Source organism: Arthrobacter sp. zg-Y1143 (assembly GCF_030125565.1).
Lineage (GTDB): Bacteria > Actinomycetota > Actinomycetes > Actinomycetales > Micrococcaceae > Arthrobacter_B.
Window position 1 is genome coordinate 1 of the sequence record NZ_JASKLW010000005.1, and the last position, 16361, is coordinate 16361.

The following is a 16361-nucleotide window of genomic DNA, read 5'->3' on the forward strand; positions in this document are numbered from 1 at the left end:
TTCCATACACCTTGTGTGTGAGAGGCCCCCAGCCAGACCACTGGGTTGATAGGCCGGATGTGGAAGCGGGGACTAAAGACCCGTGAAGCTGACCGGTACTAATAGGCCGATAACTTACACCACATCAACACCTGGGGAAACACGACTTCAAACGGTTTCCCAATGTAGAGGGTGTTGTGATCATGCTGCTTGCGTCCACTATGTGGTTCCCGGACAACAACCCGTGAGGGTTGTTCCCCTGGGAACGAATGAACACTATATTTGAATATTTGCTTACGTCTGTTTGATGTTCGTGACCATTGTTTTCCCCACGCACACTGTTTTTGGGTGTGTGGTGCGGGTGGAAGGGTTACGGCGGTCATAGCGTGGGGGAAACGCCCGGTCCCATTCCGAACCCGGAAGCTAAGACCCACAGCGCCGATGGTACTGCATCCGGGAGGGTGTGGGAGAGTAGGTCACCGCCGGACAAATTGTGGGGTGAGGCCCGTACCAGTGTTGGTACGGGCCTCACCTGTTTAACCCGCCAACCTTTAACTAGACGATCGATCCAAACTGCCAGCCGGCAGGCCCGGGGTGGCGAGGGTCACCCTGATCCGGCCGTGCATACACGCCTGTGAATCGGTAGGTGGGGCCTGCCTGCACTAGAATTAGCTCAGGCGTTGAACGCCTCCCATAACTTTTACATCTCCATTACAGGTACATAGTGACGAGCGACTGCAGTAAATTCCGTTGGTCGGCTCACGACGAGAGGAACTAGCCAGCATGTCAGAGCAGAACAACAGGGACCAGGATCGTAGCGGCGCACCGCGCCGGGATTCCCAGGGCCGCCCCGCCACGAATGACCGCAATGCCCCCAAACGCTGGGAAGACCGCAAGCCTGCCGGCCAGCGCAGCGGTTCGAACGAGCGTAAGCCGTTCTCGCGTGATGATCGTCCGCAGCGTGACAGCCGTCCTGCCCGTGATGGTGAGCGTAAGCCGTTTAGCCGTGATGATCGTCCGGCCCGTGATGGTGAGCGTCGCTCCTTCGGTGACCGCGGTGCTTCCGCTGGTCGTAAGCCGTTCTCGCGTGATGATCGTCCGCAGCGTGACAGCCGTCCTGCCCGTGACGGTGAGCGTAAGCCGTTTAGCCGTGATGACCGTCCTGCCCGTGATGGGGAGCGCAAGCAGTTCGGTGAGCGTAAGCCGTTCTCTCGTGATGATCGTCCGCAGCGTGACAGCCGTCCGCCCCGTGACGGTGAGCGCAAGCCGTTTAGCCGTGATGACCGTCCTGCCCGTGACGGTGAGCGCAAGCAGTTCGGTGAGCGTAAGCCGTTCTCTCGTGATGATCGTCCCCAGCGTGATGGGGAGCGTCGCTCCTTCGGTGACCGCGGTGCTTCCGCCGGCCGTAAGCCGTTCTCTCGTGATGAGCGTCCGCAGCGTGATAGCCGTCCGGCCCGTGATGGTGAGCGTAAGCCGTTCTCTCGTGACAGCCGTCCGCACCGTGATGGTGAGCGCAAGCAGTTCGGTGAGCGTAAGCCGTTTAGCCGTGATGATCGTCCGCAGCGCGATAGCCGTCCGCCCCGTGGCGACCGCCCGGCACAGCGCTCGGAGCGCCCGTCCTTCAGCCGCGACGAAGCCCCGGCAGCACCGCGGCCCCGCAATGCGAAGGACCTGCGCAGCGCCAACCGTCCCGACCGTGAGCGGTCCCCGGAAATCGACGAGGACGTCACCGGCCAGGAACTGGACAAGGTAACCCGTGCCCAGCTGCGCAACCTCGAAGAGGTCAACGGCGAGTGGGTCTCCAAGCACCTGGTCATGGCCGGGCGCCTGATCGACGACGAGCCGGAGCTGGCTTTCCAGCACGCCCTGGCAGCCAGCCGCCGCGGCGGGCGCATGGCCGTAGTCCGCGAGGCAGTGGGCCTCACCGCTTATGCTGCCGAACACTTCGGCGAAGCACTGCGTGAGTTCCGGACGTACCGCCGGATCAGCGGCTCCAACGCCTACCTGCCGATGATGGCCGACTGCGAACGCGGATTGGGTCACCCGGAAAGGGCACTGGACTTGGTCCGTTCCGAGGATGCCAAGGACCTGGACGTCGCCGGTCAGGTGGAGCTGGCCATCGTGGCCTCCGGTGCGCGCATGGACATGGAACAGTTCGAAGCCGCCGTCACGGCCCTGGAAATCCCGCAGCTGGACCGCAACCGTGCGTTCTCCTACAGCCCGCGCCTGTTCCGTGCCTACGCAGACGCGCTGGAACTGGTCGGCCGCAACGACGAAGCCGAACAGTGGCGCAAGCAGGCCCTTCGTGCCGACAGTGCCCTCGGTCTGGGCGATTTCGCCGAGCCGGAGATCTTCGACCTCGTCCCCGAAGAGGAAGAGCGCAAGGAACGCCGCTCCGAGCCCCGCGAGGACCGCTCAGGTGCCTATTTCGAGGCTGAAGCACCGGTTTCCAAGGACAACTCGGTGGTGGACGCAGACGCGGAGGCACTGCCCGGCGACGAGCAGGAAGCCCTGCTCGCAGAGGCCGGCGACATCGATGATGCCGACGACGTCGAGGTCACTGTGAAGGACCTGGACCTCGGCGACGACGACGATGAGGAAACCGCCCACGAAGACGCCGACGAGACGGAGCACCAGCACCTTGACGACTGATACCTCCCTGGTCTCCGGGTATGACGCGGTCTTTTCCGATCTGGACGGCGTGGTTTACGCCGGTCCGCATGCCATACCCGGAGCCGTGGAGGCACTGGGACGGCTGGCGGATGTATCCGTACAGCTTGCCTACGTCACCAACAACGCCTCACGCTCCTCGGAAACGGTTGCAGCGCACCTGCGCGAGCTCGGTGCGCCCGCAACGGCGGAAACTGTTTTCGGATCCGCGCAGGCCGGCGCTGAACTCCTGGCCGAGAAGGTGGCACCCGGAGCCAGAGTCCTGGTGACCGGCAGCGCCACGCTGGCCGCCGCCGTCGAAGCGCAGGGGCTCACCGTGGTCAGGTCGGCTGATGACCAGCCCGATGCCGTCATCCAGGGATTTGATCCGTCGCTGGGCTGGAAGGACCTGGCCGAGGCGGCGTTCGCCGTCGGCCGGGGCGCGGTCTGGGTGGCCACCAACACTGATCTGTCCATTCCCCAGGCCCGCGGTATTGCGCCCGGCAACGGCACCCTCGTGGCCGCCGTCGGCGCCGCCACCGGCAAAGTTCCGTTTGTGGCCGGCAAGCCGGAGGCACCGCTGTTTACGACGGCGGCCCGCCACCTGGGCGTCCACCGCCCGCTGGTGGTGGGGGACCGCCTGGACACGGACATCCTGGGCGGCACCAATGCCGGCTTCGACACCGCCCTGGTCCTCACCGGGGTGGATACACCCCTGACTGCGCTGGCGGCCCGCACTCCCGAACGCCCGGTGTACCTCATCAGCAACCTGGAAGCTTTTTTTGCGCCCTATCCGGAGACGACCGCCGACGGCGCCCGCTACCGCTGCGGGAACGCTGCTGCCTGGGTGGAGGACAACGTCCTGGTGATCGACGGCGATTCCTCGGATCTGGACAGCTGGCGGGCCGCCTGCGCCGCCTGGTGGGCGGCCCGGCCGGATGTTGCAACGGCTTCAACCCCCGAGATCCGCTGGACTGTCACCGGGCGCGGATAAGCTTCCGTCAGACGCTTCGCCCGTTACGGGACTGCCTGAACACACTGCCTCGACACACTGCCTGAACACACCGCCTCAATAGCCATTTCCAGGAGGACCACAGATGCCCGATTCCCATCCCGCGTGGCCGGATTCTCCGGCAGCAACGGGGGACCCCGCTGTGGATGCCCTGCTGGAGGGACTTTCCGCTCTCGCCGGAGAGCCGGTGTCCGGACAGGCGGCTGCCTACGCCGCCCTGCATGACGGGCTGCTGGCAGAACTGAACACTGAACCGGATGTGGCAGCAGCGTCCGGTGCCCCTATGCCGGGCGGCCCCCGGGCAGGCCGCTAGGATGTCCAGGCTCGACCAGGAACTGGTGACCCGCGGGCTGGCCCGCTCCCGCACCCAGGCTGCCAAGCTGATTGCCGCCGGCCGTGTCCTGCGCGGCGGCCAGCCTGCGGCCAAAGCGTCAACGCCGGTGGACGCTTCTGAGTCCCTTGAAGTGCTCGACGACGGCCTGCCGGATTACGTCAGCCGCGCTGGCCACAAACTGGCCGGCGCCCTGGCCGCCTTCCCCGCCGTACAGCCGCAGGGGCTGCGGTGCCTGGACGCCGGTGCTTCCACCGGCGGATTCACCGACGTCCTGCTGCGCTCAGGCGCCGCGCACGTAGCCGCGGTGGACGTGGGACACGGTCAGCTGGTGGAACCGCTGCGGCAGGATCCGCGGGTCAGCGTCTATGAGGGCATGAACGTGCGGTACCTGGACCCTGAGCATATTGGCGGCACCGTGGACCTGACTGTTGCCGACCTGTCCTTTATCTCGCTGACCATGGTGGTGGACGCCCTTGCCGGAGCCACACGCCCCGGGGGCAGCCTGCTGCTGATGGTGAAGCCGCAGTTTGAAGTGGGCCGTGAGAGGCTGGACCGTACCGGCGTCGTTACTGATCCGGGGCAGCACCGGGCGGCCGTGACGGCAGTTGCCGCCGCAGCCTTGGCCGCAGGACTGCATATAGCCGGTATCGCTCCCAGCCCGCTGCCGGGACAGAACGGCAACGTGGAGTTCTTTATGTGGCTGCAGGTACCGGCACAGCGGAAGGACCGGGGCAAGGAGAACGGGCAGGATCCGCAGCAGGCGGAGGAAGCAGCCGCACGGCTGGTTGGGGAAGCGTTCGCCGGATTCGACCGGTTTGCGGAGCACGAACCGGCCGTAGAAGACTGACGGATGGGCGTGCCGTACACATTGCCCGTAGACGGAAAAGGATGAAGACGCAGATGAGCAGACGGATACTGGTCCTGGCCCACACGGGACGGCGGGACGCCATGACTGCTGCCCAGGAAACCTGCACCCAGCTTCATTCCTCCGGCCTCGTGCCGGTAATGCGCCGCTGCGACCTCGAAGACATCCAAGCTGAATACGGGGTGCTCACGGCGCCCACCGAAATCCTGGACGAGGACGTGGCACTGGAAAATGTGGACCTGGGCATGGTCCTGGGCGGGGACGGAACCATCCTGCGGGCCGCTGAACTGGTCCGCGGAACAACCGTGCCCTTGCTGGGCGTCAACCTGGGCCACGTGGGTTTCCTGGCCGAAAGCGAACGCGCGGACCTCGCCCAAACCGTGCACTGGGTGGTGGAACGCGCCTACACCGTCGAAGAGCGGATGACCATCGACGTTAAGGTCTGGCACAGCAACAAGCTGATTGCCCACACCTGGGCATTGAACGAGGCAGCGGTGGAGAAAGCAGACCGGCAGCGGATGCTTGAAGTGGTCATGGAGGTCGACGGCCGCCCCATCAGCTCCTTCGGATGCGACGGCGTGGTGATGGCAACCCCCACCGGTTCCACGGCCTACGCCTTTTCCGCCGGCGGCCCCGTCGTCTGGCCGGAGGTCGAAGCCCTGCTCCTGGCCCCCATCAGCGCCCACGCCCTGTTTGCCAAGCCCCTCGTAGTGGCGCCCACATCCGTCCTGGCGGTGGAAATCCTCACCCGCACGGACGCCTCCGGGGTGCTGTGGTGCGACGGGCGGCGGAGCGTGGACCTGCCTCCGGGCTCCCGGGTCGAGGTCACCCGGTCGGCCACCCCGGTACGGCTGGCCCGCACCCACAAAACGCCCTTCTCGGAACGGTTGGTCCGGAAATTCCAGCTACCCACTACCGGCTGGCGCGGGCCGGTGTCCGGCCCGGTCCCGGGCACCCAGTTGAGCCCCGCGGCCCGGGTCGCGGAGGCTCGGGTCGGGGAAACCAGGGCCGTGTCGGACAGTGCAGCTTCGGACAAAGCAGCTTCGGACAATGGAGGCGTGGTCGAATGATTGAGGAAATCCGCATCAGGGACCTCGGCGTCATCACCGATGCAACTTTGGACCTCGGTCCGGGCTTTACCGTGGTGACCGGTGAAACCGGCGCCGGCAAGACCATGGTGATCACCGCCCTGGGGCTGCTCCTTGGCGCCCGGTCCGACGCCGGTGCCGTGCGCATCGGAGCCAAGTCCGCCGTCGCCGAGGCGCTGGTCCATGTCGACCCGCATAGCGCCGCCGCAGTGCGCGCCGCCGAAGCGGGAGCCGAACTCGAGGAGTACGACGGCGCCGCTGAACTGACGCTGGTACGCACCGTTAACGCCGACGGCCGCAGCCGGGCGCACGTGGGCGGCCGGTCTGCTCCGGTGGGTGTCCTGGCCGAGGTGGGCGAACACCTGGTGGTGGTGCACGGGCAGACGGACCAGCTGCGTCTCAAGAGCGCCGCCGCGCAGCGCGAGGCGCTGGATAAATATGCAGGAGCGCCGCTGGCTGCGGAGCTGGGCGCCTACCGTGAGGACTACGCCCGCTGGCGCGCCGCCGCCAAGGAACTGGCCGAACTGCGGGACCAGGCACGGGACCGTCTGCGCGAGGCCGAATACCTCACCGCAGCACTGGAAGAAATCGAAGCCGTGGACCCGCAGCCGGGGGAGGACGAGTCCCTGAAGGCCGAGGCGATGCGCCTGAGCAACCTCGAAGAGCTGCGGACCGCAGCGGTGGGAGCCCACGCGGCCCTGATTGCCGACGATTTCGCCGACGGCGGCGACGCGACTTCACTGGTGGACGCCGCCAAACGCCAACTGGAATCCGCCGGCGAACACGACCCGGTGCTGGCCGATGCCGGCACGCGGTTGGCCGAGGTGGGTTACATCCTCGCGGACATCGCCACCGAGCTGGCCAGTTACGGTGCCTCCCTTGACTCCGAGGGTCCCGGACGGCTGGCCGAAGTGGAGTCCCGCCGCGCTGAGCTGGCCGGGCTGGTCCGCAAGTACGCTCCGTCCATCGACGGCGTGCTTCAGTGGAGCGGTGAAAGCGCCAAACGGCTTGCCGAGCTCAGCTCCGATGACACGCGCATCGAAGCCCTGGAAGCGGAGATCACTGCCCTGGGCGAGGCGCTGGAGAGCAGGGGAGCGGCCCTGACCAAGCTGCGGACCGAAGCGGCCGCGGAACTGGCACAGCGGGTCAGTGACGAGCTGACAGCCCTGGCCATGAAGGACGCCAACCTGGTCATCGAGGTGGAGCCCGCCGGCGAGCCCGGTCCGCACGGCGCTGACACCATTGCCTTCCTGCTGGCGCCGCACCCCGGTGCGCCTGCCCGCCCGCTGGGCAAGGGCGCGTCCGGCGGTGAACTGTCCCGCGTTATGCTGGCTATCGAAGTGGTGCTCGCCGCCGTGGACCCGGTGCCCACCTTCATTTTCGACGAAGTGGATGCCGGCGTCGGCGGCAAGGCCGCCGTCGAAATCGGCCGTCGGCTGGCCATGCTCGCCCGGCACGTGCAGGTGATCGTGGTGACCCACCTCCCGCAGGTGGCAGCCTTCGCCGACCATCACATCCGTGTGATCAAGACCTCCACTGCGGCCGACGACGGCACGGGCGTCACCGCCAGCGACGTCCGCGTGCTCGGCCACGAGGAACGGATCAAGGAACTTGCACGGATGCTGGCCGGCCAGGAGGACTCGGCAACGGCACGCGCCCACGCCGAAGAATTGCTGGAAGCAGCGGGACATCTCCAATAACCGTCCGCCGGAGACCCGAGTCTCCGGCGGATCCAGTGCAGGTTCTACTCGAATCAATAAAAGGTGATAGGCTCGAACTCCGTGGTGCAGCGATCAAATTCCAGGTTTCCCAAGTCGTCTTCTACGACCAAACACATCTTCGTCACCGGTGGCGTGGCGTCCTCACTCGGTAAGGGACTGACAGCGTCAAGTCTCGGCCATCTGTTGAGGTCGCGCGGCATAGCGGTGACCATGCAGAAGCTCGATCCATATCTGAACGTGGATCCGGGCACAATGAACCCCTTCCAGCACGGCGAAGTCTTCGTGACCGACGACGGCGCGGAGACTGACCTCGACATCGGACACTACGAGCGGTTCCTTGACGAGAGCCTCGACGGTTCCGCCAACGTAACCACCGGACAGGTGTACTCCACGGTTATTGCCAAGGAGCGCCGCGGCGAATACCTCGGTGACACGGTCCAGGTCATTCCGCACATCACCGACGAGATCAAGCGCCGGATGCGCCTGCCCTCCGAGGCGAAGAAGACCCCCGACGTCATCATCACCGAAATCGGCGGCACGGTAGGCGACATCGAGTCCCAGCCGTTCCTCGAAGCGGCACGCCAGGTCCGCCAGGACATCGGCCGCAGCAACGTCTTCTTCCTGCACGTCTCCCTGGTGCCGTACATCGGCCCGTCCCAGGAACTGAAGACCAAGCCGACCCAGCACTCCGTGGCCGCGCTGCGCTCCATCGGCATCCAGCCGGACGCCATCGTGATCCGCTCGGACCGCCCGGTGCCCGACGCCATGCGCAACAAGATCGGCCGCATGTGCGACGTCGACGTTGACGCGGTCATCGGCTGCCCGGACGCCCCGAGCATCTACGACATCCCCAAGACCCTTCACTCCCAGGGCCTGGACGCGTACATCGTCCAGCACCTGGACCTGAAGTTCAAGGACGTCAACTGGACCAAGTGGGACCGCCTGCTCGAGTCCGTGCACAACCCCAAGCACCACGTGGACATCGCCCTGGTGGGCAAGTACGTGGACCTGCCGGACGCCTACCTGTCCGTGACCGAAGCGCTGCGTGCCGGCGGCTTCGCGAACAAAGCGAAGGTCAACATCCGCTGGGTTCCCTCCGATGACTGCGACACCCCCGAAGGTGCAGCAAAGGCCCTGGCCGGCGCGGACGCCATCTGCGTGCCCGGCGGCTTCGGCATCCGCGGCCTCGAAGGCAAGCTCGGCGCCCTGACCTACGCCCGGGAAAACAAGCTCCCGACGCTGGGCCTGTGCCTTGGCCTGCAGTGCATGGTCATCGAGTACGCCCGCAACGTAGTGGGCCTCGAAGGTGCTTCATCCTCCGAGTTCGAACCGGACACCCAGTACCCGGTCATCGCCACCATGGCCGAGCAGAAGGCCATTGTTGACGGCGGCGGCGACATGGGCGGCACCATGCGCCTGGGTCTCTGGGACGCCAAGCTGGAGCCGGAGTCCGTGGTTGCCAAGACCTACGGCAAGACGGAGGTGGCCGAGCGCCACCGCCACCGCTATGAGGTCAACAACCAGTACCGCGACCAGATTGCCGACGCCGGCCTGGTGTTCTCCGGAACCACCACCGACGGCGGCCTGGTGGAGTTCGTCGAGCTTCCCGCCGACGTTCACCCGTACTACGTGTCCACGCAGGCACACCCGGAGCTCAGCTCCCGCCCGACGCGTCCGCACCCGCTCTTCGCCGGACTCGTCAAGGCTGCCCTGGCACACCAGAGCGGCAAGGCCTAGCCCCATGGCACGGACAGAGGGGTTCGCAGACGAACAAAGCCCACGCCCGCTGCTGGCATCCGAAACGGTGTACAGCGGTCCGGTTTGGGACGTGGTCAAGGAGAAATTCACCCTGACCGACGGCGGCGAGCCCCTCGTCCGTGACTACATCACCCACCCCGGCGCCGTGGCCATCCTGGCCATGAACGACGCCGGGCAGGTGCTCCTGATCAACCAGTACCGGCACCCGGTGCGGATGACCCTGTGGGAAATCCCGGCCGGCCTGCTGGATGTGGAGGGTGAAGACTTCCAAGTCGGCGCCGCCCGCGAGCTCGCAGAGGAAGCCGACCTGGTGGCCTCCGAATGGCAGGTCCTGACCGACCTGTTCCTCTCACCGGGTTCCTCCCGGGAAGCCCTGCGCATCTACCTGGCGCGGGGCATTTCCGAGGTGCCCGAAGCGGAGCGCCACATCCGCACCCATGAAGAAGCCGAAATCAAGGTGGAGTGGGTGGATCTGGACGTCGCCGTGGAGGCGGCCCTGCAGGGACGGATGCACAGCCCGTCCGCGGTAGCTGCCGTCCTGGCTGCCGCAGTGGCCCGCGGTAACGGTTTCCGCGGTCTCCGCGCGGCCAATGCACCGTGGCCCGAGCACCACTCGCAGCATTCCACCTGGGCCAACGGCCCGGTGCGCTAGCCGGGACCACGCCATGCCCAGCGCTGACGCTTCCGCGCACAACAGCAACGACACCATAGCCATCAACCTCAACGGGTCCCTCAACCCCACCCTGAAGCTGGATCTGGAGTCCGAAGAGGCCCGCCGGCTGCGGGACGCGGATCTGGCTGAGCTGGACCGGACCGGCGGGCCGGACGCCCGCCGGTTGGCGGCGGCGCCTGCGGCCGAGCCCGAGTCTTCGCCGGTGCCCAGGGCAGCGCCCAAGACAGCAGCCAAGTCTCCAGCGGCCCAGAAGGCACCCGCACGTTCGCGTGCCGCCACGGCCCGCTCGGCTGCCGAGGAGCTGCGGTCCACCCCTGCCGGCCGTGCCATCGGCAGCTACCTGCAGCACATGGCCGTGGAACGCGGCCTGGCCGTGAACACCCTGGATGCCTACCGCCGCGACCTGCTCCGCTACGCACGTTTCCTGAGCGCCAGGGGAGTGGAGGACATTTCCCGCATCACCCGGCACGACGTCACAGCCTTCGCCCAGTCCATCTCGGAAGGCTCCGACGGCGCCTCCGCGCTGAGCCTGCGTTCGGCAGCCCGGACCGTGGTAGCGGTGCGCGGCCTGCACCGCTTCTGGGCGCTGGAGGGCATGACCACCGCCGACCCGGCGTCGGACGTCCACCCACCCATGGCCGGCAAGCGCCTGCCCAAGGCCATCAGCGTCAGCGAAGTGACCCGCATCCTCGAGGCCGTCTCGCTGGATACCCCTTCAGGCCTGCGCGACCGTGCCCTGCTGGAATTCCTGTATTCCACCGGAGCGCGCATCAGCGAGGCCGTGGGGCTGGATGTGGATGACCTGTCCCTGGAACGCATTCCGGCCAAGGGTCCGGACGTGGTGCGGCTGTTCGGCAAGGGCTCCAAGGAGCGCCTCGTTCCGTTGGGTTCCTATGCCGCACGCGCGCTGGACGACTACCTGGTCCGCGGCCGCCCGGCGGCATCGGCCAAGGGCACGGGGACCCCTGCGCTGTTCCTGAACGCGCGCGGCGGCCGGCTGTCCCGGCAGAGCGCCTGGACCATCCTCAAAAACGCCGCCGAAAAAGCCAATATCGGCCGCGACGTTTCCCCGCACACACTGCGCCACTCCTTTGCCACCCACCTGCTTGAAGGTGGAGCCGACGTGCGTGTGGTCCAGGAGCTGCTCGGGCACGCCTCGGTGACCACCACGCAGGTCTACACCCTCGTCACCGCCGAAACCCTGCGCGAGGTTTACGCGGCGGCACACCCCCGGGCGCTCTGATGGATTCCGCCGCCGGACGGTCCTTCCGGGCTTCCCCGGTGGTCCTGTGCTTCCTCTTCCGGGATACCCGGGACGGCACCCAGGTGCTGATGGGACTGAAGAAGACCGGCTTCGGCCTCGGCCGCGTGGTCACGCTCGGCGGGCATATTGAAGCAGGGGAGACCCCGGAACAGGCGGCCGTCCGCGAGGTCCAGGAAGAATCCGGCGTAGCAGTGCAGGAAGCAGACCTGCAGCGTGCCGGCACCATCGAATGGATATTCCCCGCACAGCCGGTCTTGGACATGTCCACGGTCCTGTTCCGGGCGCACCATTGGGAGGGGGAACCGGTGGAGACCTCCGAAATCCTTCCCGCCTGGTATGCCCCCGGGGAGATGCCCTACGCCAGCATGTGGCCGGACTCGGCGCACTGGATGCCCCGCCTGCTGTCTGGCGAATACTTCGATGCCGTTGTCACCATCGCCGACGACAACGTCAACGTGGCAAGCATCGTCTTTTCCTAACCTCCCAAACCCAAGGACCGTGCTCCCGGTACGGAACCAAGCAGGGGATGAAGAGTCCGGATCCGGATAGGGAGCCAAGACGCAGAGGAGGCCCCGAGGGTCCCGGAGGAAGGCGGCTTTAATATTTCCTGCGAGCTCTGCGAGCAGGGAATTTCGTTGCCGCCGTTCCGGGACCCTCGGGACCTCAGACCTCACCAAGGCTAGAGATGAAACCTACGGCAGGTGCCGCTCTTCCGGCCCGTTGTATTCGCTCAGCGGCCGGATCAGGGAGTTGGCTTCCAGCTGCTCCATGATGTGCGCCGTCCACCCGGTGATCCGGGCCGCCACGAACAGCGGCGTGAAGGTCGGCGTATCGAAGCCCATCAGGTGGTAGACGGGACCGGCCGGGTAGTCCAGGTTCGGCAGGATGTTCTTACGCTCACCCATGGCCGATTCCAGGGCCGTGTACAGCTCGCCCAGGTCCGGGCGGTCGTAGTGCTTGACCATGTTGTCCAGGGACGCCTTCATGGTCGGTACCCGGGAGTCGCCGTTCTTGTAGACCCGGTGGCCGAAGCCCATGATCTTCTTCTTCTGCTCCAGCGCCTCGTCGAGCCAGGCAGCGGCGTGGGCCGCGACGTCGCCGTGGGCCGCGCTCTGCGTGATCTCTTCGAAGGTGTGCATGACCGCCTCATTGGCGCCGCCGTGCAGCGGGCCCTTGAGGGCGCCGATGGCGCCGGTGACGGCTGAGTGCAGGTCCGAAAGCGTGGAGGTGATGACGCGGCCGGTGAAAGTGGACGCGTTGAAGGAGTGCTCCGCGTACAGGATCATCGAGACGTTGAACGCTTCCACCACCTCGGGTGCGGCTTCCTCGCCGAAGGTCATCCAGAGGAAGTTGGCGGAGTACCCCAGGTCCTTACGGGGCTCGACCATGTCCTGGCCGCGGCGCCGGCGCTGGTCATAGGCGACCACGGCAGGCATGGCAGCGAACAGGCTGACTGCCTTCTCCATGTTGGCCTGCACCGAGGAGTCCTCGGCCAGTTCATGCGACGCACCGAGGACGGACGCCGCGGTACGGCACACATCCATGGGGTGGCAGGTTACCGGCAGGGCATCGATCACGGCCTTCAGTTCCGGGGTGAGGGCACGCTGGGCGCGTTCCCCGTCAGTGAATTCCGCCAGCTCGGCCTCGGTGGGCAGCTCGCCGTTCCAGAGCAGGTAGGCCACCTCTTCGAAGATGCACCGGGCGGCGAGTTCCTGCACCGGGTAGCCGCGGTAAAGCAGGGAGTTCGTTTCCGGGTTGACCTTGGAAATGCGGGTGGTGTCTACGAGTACCCCCGCCAGGCCCTTGTGGATCTGGGTATCAGTCATTGCTGCTGGCTCCTTCGAAAGTGCGGTAAATGCCTGGCCGGTCCTAGCGGGTGCCCGGAACCTGGAAATTGAAAACGGACGTGTCGAAGTGGTTGTACGCCTCATAATCCACCAGATCGTACAAACGCGCACGTGTGAGCATATTGGGCACGTCCGCTTCCTGGGTGCCGTGCGCCTTGATGGTCTCCAGCGTCCGTTCGGCTGCGCCCATGGCGCTGCGCAGCAAGGTGACCGGGTAGATCACCATGTTCACGCCCACCGAGGAGAGCTCCTCATAGGTGAACAGCTCGCTTTTGCCGAACTCGGTCATGTTGGCCAGGATCGGGACGTCGACGGCGGCGCGGATGGCGGCGAATTCCTCCAGCGACTTCATGGCCTCGGGGAAGATGGCGTCGGCCCCGGCGTCGACCAGCGCCCGGGCGCGGTCCTGCGCCGCTTCCAGGCCGTCCACGGCACGGATGTCGGTGCGGGCCATGATCAGGAAGTTCGGGTCCCGGCGGGCGTCCGCTGCGGCACGGATCCGCTTGACTGCGGTTTCGGTGTCCACCACGTTCTTGCCGTCCAGGTGGCCGCAGCGCTTGGGGTTGAACTGGTCCTCGATGTGGCAGCCGGCCAGGCCGGCGTTTTCGAGTTCCTGGATGGTGCGGGCCACGTTCATCGGCTCGCCGAATCCGGTGTCTGCGTCCACGATGGCGGGCAGGTTGGTCATTCGGGCAATCTGCCCGGCCCGGGTGGCCACCTCGGTGAGGGTGGTCAGGCCGATGTCCGGCAGGCCGAGGTCATTGGCCAGCACGGCGCCGGAGATGTAGACACCGTCGAATTCCTTTTCCTCAATGAGGCGGGCCGAGAGCGGGTTGAAGGCGCCGGGGAACTGCTGGAGCGTACCGGAGGCCAGGCCTTCGCGGAAGGCGATCCGCTTCGCTTCGGGGGTAACGGAGGAGTACAGCATTTAGAAGAGTCCCTTCGGTGCGGCGGCGGGGCTGATGACGCCGTCGGCGGCGGTGATGTTCAGCTGGTCCAGCTGGCCGGCGGCCAGTTCGGGCAGGCGCTGCACGGTGGCCAGGAACCGTTCGATCTCCTCTTCGGGAACCAGGCCGGCGGCCAGGGTGCGGAACTTGTTGATGTACTGCTCGCGGGCAAACGGCTTGGCGCCCAGCGGGTGTGCGTCCGCCACGGCAATTTCGTCGGTGATGACGGTGCCGTCGGTCAGCACGATGGTGACCTTGCCGCCGAAGGCCTTCTCGTTGATGTCCAGTGAGTGGTAGCGGCGGGTCCATTCCGGATCCTCCACCGTGGTGACCTTGTGCCACAGCTCCACGGTGTCCGGGCGTCCGGCGCGTTCGGGGGAGTAGGAGTCCACGTGGTGCCAGGCGCCGTCCTGCAGGGCAACGGTGAAGATGTACGGGATGGAGTGGTCCAGGGTTTCGCGCGATGCGGTGGGATCGTACTTCTGCGGATCGTTGGCACCGGAGCCGATCACGTAGTGGGTGTGGTGCGAGGTGGCGATCAGGACGCTTTCCACGTTGGCCGGATCCGCTGCTTCGGGGTGCTCGCCGGAAATCTTGCGGGCCAGGTCGATCCAGGCCTGGGCCTGGTATTCGGCGGAGTGTTCCTTGGTGTAGGTGTCCAGGATGGCGCGCTTGGCTTCGCCCTCTTCAGGCAGCGGCACTTCGTAGGCGGCGTCGGGGCCGTCCAGCATCCATGCAATGACGCCGTCTTCGCCTTCGTAGATGGGGGTGGGGGAAGTCTGGCCGCGCATGGCGCGGTCCACGGCTTCCACGGCCATCTTGCCGGCGAACGCCGGGGCGTGCGCCTTCCAGGTGGAGATCTCGCCCTTGCGGGACTGCCGGGTGGCGGTGGTGGTGTGCAGGGCCTGGCCCACGGCCTGGAAGATGGTGTCGACGTCGAGCCCCAGCAGGGTGCCGATGCCGGCGGCGGCGGAGGGGCCGAGGTGGGCCACGTGGTCGATCTTGTGCCGATGCAGGCAGATGGCCTTGGCCAGATTGACCTGGATTTCGTAGCCGGTGGCGATGCCGCGGATCAGGTCCCGGCCGGAGGCGCCGGTGTGCTGGGCGACGGCGAGGACCGGGGGGATGTTGTCGCCGGGGTGGGAGTACTCAGCGGCCAGGAAGGTGTCGTGGTAGTCCAGTTCGCGCACGGCCACACCGTTCGCCCAGGCAGCCCATTCGGGGCTGGTCTTGGCCAGCACGCCGAAGAGCGAGGCGCCCTTGCCGTGGGCGGAAGGGGAGAAGGACAGCGCCTGGGCGCGGGCGGCGACAATGGGTCCGCGGTTCAGGGAGGCGATGGCCACGGAGGCGTTGTCGATGATGCGGTTGATGACCATGTCGGTGACGTCGTCGGTGACGTCCACGGGGTCGGCGGCAACCTTGGCGATCTTGTAGGCCAGCTGGTCCTCGCGGGCCAGCTTCTCATCGCTGCGGTAGACGCGTACTTTATGCAGGTTCACGGTTTGTCCTTTATTTCAGGGGTAGTGGTCCGCCCGGGGACGGTGGTCCCGGGGGCGGCGGTCCGGGCGGACCGGAGGTGTTCGAGGCTTTTGTGCAGGTGGACGGCGACGGCGGCGGAGGCAAGGTCCGCATCTCCGGCGGCAACGGCGTCGGCAATGGTGGCGTGTTCCGCGGCCGTTTCAAGCAGCCGCTGCGGGTTGTCCTTCGCCAGGCGCCGGACGCGGGCCAGATGCAGGCGGACGTTGCGAAGTGCCTGCACCAGATAGGCGTTGGCTGCGGCCTCGTCCATGGCGGCATCCAGTTCGGCCACCAGGGCGTAGTACCCGGTGCGGTCACTGTCCGCGTATCCGATCAGTTCCCCGGCGGCACGGAACCGGGTCGCGAGCGTACGGAAGGCAGCTTCCTGCCCGCGGACCGCGGCGAGCGCCGCTGCCTTGCATTCCAGCGCCTGCCGCAGCTCGAAGAGTTCAGCCACGGTGTCCAGGGAAATGCCGGTGACGACGACGCCGCGCCCGCTGTGCGGAGCGGCCAGGCCGTCGGCGGTGAGGCGGCTGAGGGCTTCGCGCAGCGGAGTGCGGGAGACCCCGAGCCGGGCGGACTGCTCAACTTCGCCCAGTACCGTCCCGGGAGGTAGCTGCCAATCCACAATGTCCTGCCGCAAGGTGGCATAAGCGCGGTCACTTGCCCGCATAGTCCGCCTCCTTGCGTCAGATACCTGCGTTAC

General features: G+C 66.6%; 15 protein-coding genes and 2 rRNA genes. 12 read left to right on the forward strand and 5 right to left on the reverse strand.

The features are described from left to right. Both QNN98_RS06525 and rrf read left to right on the forward strand, forming a co-directional pair. A 23S ribosomal RNA gene (locus tag QNN98_RS06525) occupies positions 1-123 on the forward strand; the annotation flags it as partial. Positions 124-350: 227 nt separating this feature from the next. Continuing rightward, positions 351-467 (forward strand): 5S ribosomal RNA (gene rrf / locus QNN98_RS06530). Between the two features lie 298 nt (positions 468-765). Here rrf and QNN98_RS06535 read toward each other — a convergent pair. Further along, positions 766-1842: a hypothetical protein gene (locus QNN98_RS06535; protein WP_283996583.1), complete on the reverse strand. Its 1077-nt coding sequence runs from the start codon at positions 1840-1842 to the stop codon at positions 766-768. Between QNN98_RS06535 and QNN98_RS06540 the strand changes: the two genes are divergently transcribed. The 10 genes from QNN98_RS06540 to QNN98_RS06585 all read left to right on the forward strand — a co-directional run bounded on the left by QNN98_RS06540 (position 1795) and on the right by QNN98_RS06585 (position 11822). Next, a complete protein-coding gene (locus QNN98_RS06540) occupies positions 1795-2631 on the forward strand; it encodes a hypothetical protein (RefSeq protein ID WP_283996584.1) in 837 nt (278 codons plus the stop codon). The genes QNN98_RS06535 and QNN98_RS06540 overlap by 48 nt on opposite strands. After that, positions 2621-3622: an HAD-IIA family hydrolase gene (locus QNN98_RS06545; RefSeq protein ID WP_283996585.1), complete on the forward strand. Its 1002-nt coding sequence runs from the start codon at positions 2621-2623 to the stop codon at positions 3620-3622. Before QNN98_RS06540 ends, QNN98_RS06545 begins: the two co-directional genes overlap by 11 nt. A 103-nt stretch (positions 3623-3725) precedes the next feature. Continuing rightward, positions 3726-3953, forward strand: a complete 228-nt coding sequence (locus QNN98_RS06550; protein ID WP_227910790.1) for a hypothetical protein — start codon at positions 3726-3728, stop codon at positions 3951-3953. A gap of 1 nt (position 3954) precedes the next feature. Beyond that, positions 3955-4821 carry a TlyA family RNA methyltransferase gene (locus tag QNN98_RS06555; RefSeq protein ID WP_283996586.1) on the forward strand — a complete coding sequence of 289 codons (867 nt, stop codon included), beginning with the start codon at positions 3955-3957 and terminating at the stop codon, positions 4819-4821. Positions 4822-4874: 53 nt separating this feature from the next. Beyond that, positions 4875-5909: an NAD kinase gene (locus QNN98_RS06560; RefSeq protein WP_283996587.1), complete on the forward strand. Its 1035-nt coding sequence runs from the start codon at positions 4875-4877 to the stop codon at positions 5907-5909. After that, complete coding sequence (gene recN / locus QNN98_RS06565; RefSeq protein ID WP_283996588.1) at positions 5906-7627, forward strand: DNA repair protein RecN; 1722 nt, start codon at positions 5906-5908, stop codon at positions 7625-7627. The genes QNN98_RS06560 and recN overlap by 4 nt, the downstream gene beginning before the upstream one ends. Before the next feature lie 63 nt (positions 7628-7690). After that, positions 7691-9385: a CTP synthase gene (pyrG, locus tag QNN98_RS06570; protein WP_283996589.1), complete on the forward strand. Its 1695-nt coding sequence runs from the start codon at positions 7691-7693 to the stop codon at positions 9383-9385. A gap of 4 nt (positions 9386-9389) precedes the next feature. Continuing rightward, the gene (locus QNN98_RS06575) at positions 9390-10058 is read left to right on the forward strand and encodes an NUDIX domain-containing protein (protein ID WP_283996590.1); all 669 of its coding nucleotides are present in this window, start codon (positions 9390-9392) and stop codon (positions 10056-10058) included. A gap of 322 nt (positions 10059-10380) precedes the next feature. Then, on the forward strand, positions 10381-11322 hold the full coding sequence (xerD, locus tag QNN98_RS06580) for a site-specific tyrosine recombinase XerD (RefSeq protein WP_283996816.1): 942 nt from the start codon (positions 10381-10383) through the stop codon (positions 11320-11322). Next, positions 11322-11822 carry an 8-oxo-dGTP diphosphatase gene (locus QNN98_RS06585; RefSeq protein ID WP_227926642.1) on the forward strand — a complete coding sequence of 167 codons (501 nt, stop codon included), beginning with the start codon at positions 11322-11324 and terminating at the stop codon, positions 11820-11822. The genes xerD and QNN98_RS06585 overlap by 1 nt, the downstream gene beginning before the upstream one ends. Before the next feature lie 213 nt (positions 11823-12035). Here QNN98_RS06585 and QNN98_RS06590 read toward each other — a convergent pair whose 3' ends face one another. Genes QNN98_RS06590 through QNN98_RS06605 form a run of 4 tightly spaced genes read right to left on the reverse strand, consistent with a single transcriptional unit; the run spans position 12036 to position 16328 of the window. Beyond that, positions 12036-13169: a bifunctional 2-methylcitrate synthase/citrate synthase gene (locus QNN98_RS06590; protein WP_283996591.1), complete on the reverse strand. Its 1134-nt coding sequence runs from the start codon at positions 13167-13169 to the stop codon at positions 12036-12038. 43 nt (positions 13170-13212) lie between these two features. Continuing rightward, entirely contained in the window at positions 13213-14118 is a 906-nt protein-coding gene (gene prpB / locus QNN98_RS06595) for a methylisocitrate lyase (RefSeq protein WP_227910798.1), read from the reverse strand. Further along, the gene (locus tag QNN98_RS06600; protein WP_283996592.1) at positions 14119-15636 is read right to left on the reverse strand and encodes an MmgE/PrpD family protein; all 1518 of its coding nucleotides are present in this window, start codon (positions 15634-15636) and stop codon (positions 14119-14121) included. It abuts the gene before it with no gap. Continuing rightward, positions 15633-16328, reverse strand: coding sequence for a GntR family transcriptional regulator (locus QNN98_RS06605; protein WP_227926638.1), 696 nt, complete (start codon positions 16326-16328; stop codon positions 15633-15635). Before QNN98_RS06605 ends, QNN98_RS06600 begins: the two co-directional genes overlap by 4 nt. Positions 16329-16361 lie beyond the last annotated feature (33 nt).